The organism is Bradyrhizobium sp. NAS80.1 (assembly GCF_001908205.1).
Classification (GTDB): domain Bacteria; phylum Pseudomonadota; class Alphaproteobacteria; order Rhizobiales; family Xanthobacteraceae; genus Bradyrhizobium.
The window spans coordinates 1-5426 of record NZ_LGHL01000181.1; the positions used below are offsets into that span (position 1 = coordinate 1).

At 62.9% G+C, this 5426-nt stretch carries 3 protein-coding genes and 1 pseudogene; 3 read left to right on the forward strand and 1 reads right to left on the reverse strand.

The genetic code is table 11. The annotated features are described in order from the left end of the window. A pseudogene (locus tag AC629_RS49215) lies at positions 1–123 on the forward strand (DUF2147 domain-containing protein); the annotation flags it as partial. On the opposite strand, the gene hpnN reads toward AC629_RS49215, so the two are convergent. Continuing rightward, positions 91–2679, reverse strand: a complete 2589-nt coding sequence (gene hpnN, locus AC629_RS34165; protein ID WP_084809187.1) for a hopanoid transporter HpnN — start codon at positions 2677–2679, stop codon at positions 91–93. The pseudogene AC629_RS49215 and the gene hpnN sit on opposite strands and share 33 nt — an antisense overlap. A gap of 460 nt (positions 2680–3139) precedes the next feature. Between hpnN and ispH the strand changes: the two genes are divergently transcribed. Together ispH and hpnH are read left to right on the forward strand one after the other, a co-directional pair. Next, entirely contained in the window at positions 3140–4066 is a 927-nt protein-coding gene (gene ispH, locus AC629_RS34170; RefSeq protein ID WP_084809188.1) for a 4-hydroxy-3-methylbut-2-enyl diphosphate reductase, read from the forward strand. Between the two features lie 35 nt (positions 4067–4101). Then, the gene (gene hpnH / locus AC629_RS34175) at positions 4102–5262 is read left to right on the forward strand and encodes an adenosyl-hopene transferase HpnH (protein ID WP_084809189.1); all 1161 of its coding nucleotides are present in this window, start codon (positions 4102–4104) and stop codon (positions 5260–5262) included. Positions 5263–5426 lie beyond the last annotated feature (164 nt).

Below are 5426 nucleotides of genomic sequence, written 5' to 3' on the forward strand. Positions count from 1 at the left end.
GCCACCGCGCCTGCGCCCGCTGCCCCGAAGGCCGCCGGCGCAACCAAGCCCGGTCCGAAGGGCGCCGCCGACCCCGTCGGCGACATCTGCCTACTCCCTGAGATTGCGGGGTTTGCCCATTAGGGCCGGCTGAAACAGCAGCACAGCGGCAAGCGTCGTCACCAGCGAGAGTGCGAGCAGCTTGCCCATGCTGGACGTGCCCGGATGGCTCGACAGCCACAGGCTGCCGAACGCGGTCGCCGTCGTCAGTGCGCTGAAAAAGATCGCGCGCGTCAGGCTGGTCTGGAGCAGATTTGTCCTGCCCGAGCGCCAGGCCACGACATAATAGATCTTGAAGGCGACGCCGACGCCGAGCAGTAGCGGGAATGCGACGATATTGGCGAAGTTGAGCGGCAGGCCGATCAACACGCAGATCTCGAGCGTCACCGCACCAGCGACCAGAAGCGGGACCAGCGTCATCAGCACGTCCACGAACCGCCGCAGCGTGATCCACAGTAACAGGCCGATCACCAGCAGCGCGTAGATGCCGGCGAGAATGAACGCCCTCACCACGGTGTCGCCGGATTTCAGGATCGAGACCGGCCCGCCGATCGCGGTCGGCTCGGCATTGAGCACCGCCGCCGCAAACCTGCGCAGCGTGTCGTTGTCGTTGGGGTCGCCCTTCGGTAGCGCCTCGACGCGGATGATACCGTCCTTGCTCTTCCAGGCGCTGACGAGATCGGGCGGCAGCGACTTCAGGGTGACCGTCTCGGCCTTCATCGCGTTCCTGAGCTGGTCGAACACGATCTTCATCGGCGTGACGAACACATCCCGCGCCTTGTTGCGCGTGGCCTCGTCGCCATTGGCGAGCTTCTCGAGCGCATTGGCCAGCCGCCGCGAGGCGTCCGCGCCAGGTCCCTTCGCTTCGCCCGCAGTCCGGCGCAGAGTGTCGACCGAGGATTTCAGCGCCTCGACGTTTTCCTGATCCGTCGGCGCCGCGTCGATCTGGTCGGGATTGAGCGCGGGGTTCAGCACCTTGGCACCCTGCGCAATCAGCTTCAGCTTCGGCTCCTGATCCTGCGGCACGAAGCTGTCGAGCGACATCACCCGCAGCACCTCCGGCACTTTCTCCAGCTTCGCCTCGACCTGCCTCGCCTGCTCCTCGGACTTGGTCATGACGTTGATGGCATTTGCGCCGGTGTTCGGATCCTTGCGGAGATCGAGGAAGGTCGCGATCGACTCAGCGTTCGGGTTCCGCAGGTTCATCGGGTTGAAGTCGAACTTCATGAAGTAGAGCAGCGGCAGGCCGGCGAGCGCCAGCAGCAGAGTGCCGCCAACGATCACCACGCGGTGCTTCTCCAGAAAGTGATCGAGCGGCGCCAGGAAGGCATATCCGACCGGCTCCTTCTCGCCGGGCGGGTTCAACAACTTCAGCAGCGCCGGCAGGACGGTGATGCTGGAGAGGAAGGCAACGAGCATGCCGACGCCGGCAATCTGGCCGAGCTCCGAAATGCCCTTGTAGTCGGTCGGCATGAAGCAGAGGAAGCCGGCCGCGGTTGCCATCGCCGCCAGCGACAGCGGCACCGCCGAGCGCTTCGCGGCCAGCACCAGCGCGCTCGAGAGATCGTTGACCTTGTAGCGCTCCGAGCGGTAGCGGACGCTATACTGGATTCCGAAATCGACGCCCAAGCCGACGAACAACACCGCAAATGCGACCGACAAGAGATTGAGCGAGCCAACCATCATCAGACCGGCGGCGGTGGTGATCGCGAGCCCGACGAAGAGATTGACGAACACGGCGAAGATGATCTTCGCCGAATGCAGCGCCAGCCACAGGATGATGAGCACGACGAGGACGGTGCCGATGCCGTTGACGACGGCGCCTTCCTGGACGGTCGCGTATTCCTCGTTCGCGATCGGAACCGGACCAGTCAGCCGCACCCGCGCCTGGTATTTGGTCGCAAAGTCGAGATCGACCGCGGCCTTGCGGATTGCGTCGGTCGCGGCTTTGCCGGGCTGCAGCGAGTTGTAGTCGAGGATCGGCTTGAACTCGATGAAGGCGCGCTTGTCGGAGTCCGACAGCGGCTCGTCACTGACGAGTTCGCGCCACGAGAAGCTTGCATTGCCCTTGTTGACAATGGTCTCGACCGTCTTCGAGATCAGGTTGAAGGGCCGCTCGGTGCTGTCGAGCTTGACCTGGCCGCGCTTGACGCCCGCAAGCCCCGTCTCCAGCGCACCGGTCAGGCCGCGGATCGAGGGATCGCCCGCCATGATCTCGATCAGGGGGGCCGCGGATTCGAACTGGCCGGTGATCTTGGCGACCTCCTCGGTCGGCAGGAACAGCAGGCCGTTCCTCTCGAAGAACTCACCGGTGCCGAGCTGCTGCATCGACTGGAAGTTGGTCTTGTCGTCCTTGAGCTTGGCAAACAGCGCGTCCGCCGCCGCGGTCGCCATCTCCGGCGTCCTCGCCTCGACCACTGCCGTGATCGTCGCATCGCGGTCGAAGGCGCGGTCGAACTCCTGGTCACGCTGGCGCCAGTCGAGATTCTGGGCAATCAGCGAATTGATGTCGGTGTTGATGGCGAAATGCTTGGACGTGTAATAGCCCGCCCCCACCGCCAGCAGGAGCCCGAGAACGACGACGAGGGAGGCAAACCGGGTGCAGGCCCTGACGATGGCAACGACTACGCTTTGCAGCACATCATTTCTTTCTAGTGTTAACAGCTTGCCGGAAACGCCCGCTGTTTATCGGAGTTCCCGGGCGAAACCTATGCTGTTTTGAGTGGTGATCGCCGCACGAAGGTCGAGGTAAACGGCGGGAGACCATCGCAAAATCATGCGGGGCGGTCGGTATAGCCGGTGAGTTGAGGCGGGAAAGTGACGAAAGAGTGAGCACAAATGTCGCCGTGCCACTCGCAAGGCATCCTGTATTATGATACCGCGATACTAGCTTGGGACGGTACCCCAGTTTCCTGGACCTTTCCTTTCTGCCGATTTTTTGACACAAAGCGCTGTGCTTCCATGCGCCGGAACCCGAAGTGGGGTGGGTGGTTACCGCGTGCGCGAACCAATGGTACGGCTATTGCTACTCATTGGTCAGTATCGGAATGCCGCCGGGGACTACTGAGCGGATTGGTGCAACTTGCGTAATGGGCGTCCAATGGAAGTTTATCTGGCGCAACCGCGCGGCTTCTGCGCGGGAGTGGTACGTGCGATCGAGATCGTGGAACGGGCCCTGGAGAAGTATGGCCCGCCCGTCTACGTGCGCCATGAGATCGTGCACAACAAGTACGTCGTCGAAAGCCTGAAGAACAAGGGCGCGATTTTCGTCGAGGAGCTGTCCGAGGTTCCACCGAAGGCCGTGACCGTTTTCAGCGCCCATGGCGTCGCCCGCAGCGTCGAGGAAGAGGCCGCCGCGCGCGACCTTCCGGTGCTGAATGCCACCTGCCCCCTGGTCACGAAAGTTCACAATCAGGGGAAGCGTTACATCGCCAAGGGCCGCACGCTGATCCTGATCGGCCATGCCGGCCACCCCGAGGTCGAGGGCACGATGGGCCAGGTTCCTGGCCCGGTGCAGCTGGTCCAGAGCGTCGAAGAGGTTAAGGCGCTGACGCTGCCGGCGGATACGCCAGTGGCCTACATCACCCAGACCACCCTGTCGGTCGACGACACCAAGGACATCATTGCGGCCCTCCAGGCCCGCTTTACAGATATTCAAGGCCCGGATATCCGGGATATCTGCTATGCGACACAGAACCGCCAATCTGCGGTAAGGGATTTGAGCAAGCTGGTCGACGTGATCTTGGTGGTGGGCGCAGCCAACAGCTCAAATTCGAACCGGCTCCGCGAAATCGGCACTGAGGCCGGTGTCGCGAGTTATCTCATTGCCGACGGCAGCGAGCTCAATCCGGAATGGTTGAAAAATGCCAGGACCGTCGGCATCACGGCCGGCGCTTCGGCGCCTGAGGTACTCGTGGATGACGTGATCGAAGCGATGCGGCGGATCGGACCGGTTAAGGTCTCGGTGCTGCCGGGCCGCGAGGAAAACATCGAATTCCGGCTTCCGGCCGAACTGGCTGCGAGCTGACCCACCCGAATTTCAAGCCCAGAAAGAAACTTGTGATGGCTATACCCTTCTTCAAGGAAATGCGTATCGGCGGCTATTTGCTCAAGCAGAAACTGCTTGGCCGCAAACGCTATCCGCTCGTGTTGATGCTGGAGCCGCTGTTTCGCTGCAACCTCGCCTGCGTCGGCTGCGGCAAGATCGATTATCCCGATGCGATCCTGAACCGCCGCATGACGGCGCAGGAGTGCTGGGACGCCGCCGATGAATGCGGCGCGCCGATGGTCGCCATTCCCGGCGGCGAGCCGCTGATCCACAAGGAGATCGGCGAGATCGTGCGCGGCCTCGTTGCGCGCAAGAAGTTCGTCTCGCTCTGCACCAACGCGCTGCTGCTCGAGAAGAAGCTCGACCTGTTCGAGCCCTCGCCCTACCTGTTCTTCTCCGTGCATCTCGACGGCCTGAAGGACCATCACGACAAGGCCGTGTCGCAGAAGGGCGTGTTCGACCGCGCCGTCTCCGCGATCAAGGCGGCGAAGGCGCGCGGCTTCACCGTCAACGTCAACGCCACCATCTTCGACGGCCATCCGGCGGAAGAGATCGCGAAATTCCTCGACCTCACCGTCGAGCTCGGTGTCGGCGTCTCGATGTCGCCGGGCTACGCCTATGAGCGCGCGCCGGATCAGGAACACTTCCTCAACCGCACCAAGACCAAGAAGCTGTTCCGCGACGTCTTCGCGATGGGCAAGGGCAAGAAGTGGAACTTCATGCATTCCGGCCTGTTCCTGGACTTCCTCGCCGGCAACCAGGAATACGAGTGCACGCCCTGGGGCATGCCCGCGCGCAACATCTTCGGCTGGCAGAAGCCCTGCTATCTGCTCGGTGAAGGCTATGCGAAGACCTTCAAGGAGCTGATGGACACCACCGACTGGGACACCTACGGCACCGGCAAGTACGAAAAGTGCGCCGACTGCATGGCGCATTGCGGCTACGAGCCGACGGCGGCTACTGCTGCGCTCAACAACCCGCTGAAGGCGATGTGGGTGTCGCTGCGCGGCATCAAGACCTCGGGCCCGATGGCGCCGGAGATCGACATGTCCAAGCAGCGTCCGGCGCAGTACATCTTCTCGGAGCAGGTCCAGAAGAAGCTCTCGGAGATCCGCCGCGACGAGGCGCTCGCCGCCGAGCAGAAGGCCGCTCGGAAGGCTTCGACAGCCGCTTAATCACGACGACCTGTAGCCCGGACGGAGCGAAGCGAAATCCGGGCGACGCAGATCAAAGCAGAAAATCGGGATAGGGGGGCGTCTCGCGACGCCGCCCCTCCCACACCACCGGACATACGGGTCCGTATCCGGCGGTTCAGCGGATTATGCGGGCCGCGGTGCCG